Source organism: Mesorhizobium sp. M7A.F.Ca.CA.002.05.1.1 (genome assembly GCF_003998335.1).
Classification (GTDB): domain Bacteria; phylum Pseudomonadota; class Alphaproteobacteria; order Rhizobiales; family Rhizobiaceae; genus Mesorhizobium.
In genome coordinates this window covers 1-3,099 of the sequence record NZ_RZQI01000723.1, presented here as the reverse complement: position 1 = coordinate 3,099, position 3,099 = coordinate 1, and the positions used below count along the sequence as shown (strand labels likewise).

Genomic DNA, 3,099 nt, shown 5'->3' with positions numbered 1-3,099 from the left:
TCCCAGGTGGCAAAACCCGACGGGCTGGTGGTGGTCGACCCCGGCAGCGAGCTCGCTTTCCTGCACGACCTGCCGGTCGGGCTGATGTGGGGCGTCGGCCCGGCGATCAGGGCGAGGCTGGCGGAAATCGGCGTCGAGACCATCGGCCAGCTGGCCAGGACGCACAGCGGCGCGCTAACGCGGCTGCTCGGTCCCGCCGCCGGCGAAAAGCTCGCCGCCTTGTCATGGAACCGCGACCCGCGAAAGCTCGAAACGCATAGCCGCGCGCATTCGGCCGGCGCCCAATCGGCGCTGGGCCAAAAACCCGCCGTAGCGCGGATCATCGTGCCCACTCTGCTGCATCTGGCCGACCGTGTCGCCAGCCGGCTGCGCGCCAAGGCGCGGCCCGGCCGCACGGTGACGGTACGCGTGCGCTTTGCCGATCTCAGCGCCGTCACGCGCTCGATCACGCTTGACCAGCCGATCTCGGCGACCGCGATGCTGGCCGAGATCGCCGGCGATCTGGTGCGCGGCGTCCTCGCCGACAACCCCCACGAAAGAACGATCTCGCTGCTGGCGATCTCGGTGTCGCATCTTGAGGAAAGCTTCGAGCTGCAGCTCGAACTGCCGCTCGGCCTCGCCGACGAGAAACGCCGGCCCGGCACCCGAAAAGGCCTGGCACGCTTCGACGCCGACCGCGCCATCGACAAGATCCGCGAACGCTTCGGCAAACAGGCGGTCGGCTACGGCACGGTGGCACTGGAGGCCGCGCGCTCGGTTCCCGACGAATTCAGGGAGCTGGCGGAGAAGGAACTGTGAACCCGGGACCGCCGGGCGCTATTCCGTCTCCTCGCCGTCCCAGTACCGCCTCACCGCTCCCATGTCGAAAATGCCGTCGCGCCGGCGCAAGGCGTCGACCGCCATCTTGTTGGAATCGGGATAGACGCAGACCTCGTTGGGATTTTTCTCGCCGATCATCAGATAGCGGCACGGTTCCGTACCGCTGTTGAGGAAGGAATGCCCGACCGCCAGGCCGGCGGGAAAGCAGACATAATCGCCGGCCTTCATCTCGTGACGCTCCTCGCCAAGCAGCAGCGTCACCTGCCCTTCCAGAATCAGCGCGTGCTCCTCTTCGAGCATGTGGTAGTGCCTGGGCGCCAGGCGCATGCCGGGGGCCGGCGCCTCGATCAGCATGCCGACATGATAGTCTGGTAGTCCCAAAGCCGCATAGGTCAGATGCCTGGACCGGCCGCCGAACCGCGGGCCTTCGCCCTCGACCTTCCATTCGACGGCATCGCTGGCGACAGGCGGGATCGGCACGGCTGGGGGTTTGGTGATACCGGACATCACACCCGACGGCAGCGGATCGCCGGCGGCAAGGCCGGTGTTCTCGCCGTCCCAGTAGGTTCGAGTTGCAGCGAGATCGAAGAGCGCACGGCTACCCAGCGCGCGCACCAGCACCTTGTTGGAGGCGGTGTAGACGACCACGTCATTCGGGTTGCGCTCGCCGACGATGACATAGCGGCACGGCGCGTCGCCGGTGTTGATGAGGCAATGCCCCGCCGCAGCACCAGCCGGAAAGCAGATGTAGTCGCCGGCCTTCATGGCGTAGGCGGCGTCGCCGACATAAGCGGTCAGCGCCCCTTCGAGGATGAAGACATGCTCTTCCTCGAAAATGTGGTAGTGCGCCGGTGAGGTCTGCTTGCCCGGCGGCAGTTCCTCGATCGCCACGCCGACATGGTAATTCTCGCCTAGGGCGGCCAGCGACAGATGCCGGTAGCGCACGGCAAAGCGCGGCACATCGGACCATTCCGTCCATGGCACGCTGTCCGATGCGAATGGCACTGGCGATTTGTCGTCTGCCATCAGGCCTCCTGCTCCTGCCGCCTACCTCGTCGCGACGGAACAAAGCTGCCAGCTTCCGGCATCATCGCCAAGCGGTGTTCGCCACACTCCTGACAGAGCCGGGCAGGAGTCGCTGGCCTTTCGAAACAGTTTCTCAGCCCCTGATCGCCTTGCCCGCCTGCTGCAGCAGCTCGAACGCCGCGAAGCGTTTTGCATGCCAGCCGCCCAGCGTAGCGTCGGGATGATAGACCTCGCCGAGTTCCGACATGCCGGCCATCGCCCCCGTCAGATCCCTGTAGGCACCGGCGGCGACCGCGCCCAGCATAGCCGAGCCGAGCAGCACCGGTTCCGGCGAGGTCGACGCCACCACCACCATGCCTGTGGTATCGGCAAGCAGCTGGCGCACCAGCGGGCTTTGGCCGGCGCCGCCGCTGACCACGATGGTGTCGACGGCAATGCCCTTGTCATGCTCGGCCCGCACGATCTGGCGCGCGCCATAGCCCAGCCCGCAGACCCCGGCGACATAGAGCCCGACCAGGCTGTCGAGGCTGGTGTCGAGATCGAGCCCGGCGATCAGCGCGCGCGCGTCCGGGTCGGCGAAAGGTGCGCGGTTGCCGAGAAACTCCGGCACCACATGGATGCCGCCGACCAGCGCCGGCGTTGCCGCGGCCCCATTGCGGCTTTGCGCCTGCAACGACAGCCAGGCGCTGAGGCTGAGCCCCTCGGCTTGCGCCTTGGCGGTCGCTTCGGCAGCCGCGGGATGCATGCGCACCAGATGGTCGATAGCAGCACCGGCTGCCGACTGGCCGCCCTCGTTCAGCCACAGGCCCGGCACCATGGCCGAGAAATACGGACCCCAGACGCCGTCGACGAAGGCCGGCGCCGCGGTCGACGACATGGTGCAGGCCGAGGTGCCGAAAACATAGGCCATGCGCGACAGAACGCTGCCGAACGCGCCGCGCGCACCGACCGTACCGACGCCACCGGCATGCGCATCGATCAGACCGGCCGCTACCGCGGTGCCGGGGACGAGGCCAAGGTCCGCAGCCGCCTGCGCGGTCAACCCGCCGCCAAGTGCGCCACCCGCCGGCACGATCTGCGTGCCGATGCGCGCGAACCCCTCGTCGGCCAGGCTCCCTAGTCCGATGGTGCGGAAATAGGCCTCGTCCCAGCGGCTTTCATGCGCCAGATAGGTCCATTTGCAAGTCACCGTGCAGACCGAGCGGGCAAGGCTGCCGGTCGCCCGCCAGGTGAGGAAATCGGGGAGGTCCATGA

At 67.6% G+C, this 3,099-nt stretch carries 3 protein-coding genes; 1 reads left to right on the top strand and 2 read right to left on the bottom strand.

Annotated elements, in window-relative coordinates:
• A partial coding sequence (locus tag EN939_RS27340) for a DinB/UmuC family translesion DNA polymerase (RefSeq protein WP_442919565.1) occupies positions 1 to 798 on the top strand: 798 nt, incomplete at its 5' end.
• An 18-nt stretch (positions 799 to 816) separates the two neighbouring features.
• On the opposite strand, the gene EN939_RS27335 is transcribed toward EN939_RS27340, so the two are convergent.
• Both EN939_RS27335 and EN939_RS27330 read right to left on the bottom strand, forming a co-directional pair.
• Positions 817 to 1,845 (bottom strand): cupin domain-containing protein, encoded by a 1,029-nt coding sequence (locus EN939_RS27335; protein ID WP_127270848.1) that lies wholly within the window; start codon positions 1,843 to 1,845, stop codon positions 817 to 819.
• Between the two features lie 133 nt (positions 1,846 to 1,978).
• Positions 1,979 to 3,099: FGGY family pentulose kinase (locus EN939_RS27330; RefSeq protein ID WP_127270847.1), on the bottom strand; the 1,121-nt coding region annotated here is incomplete at its 5' end.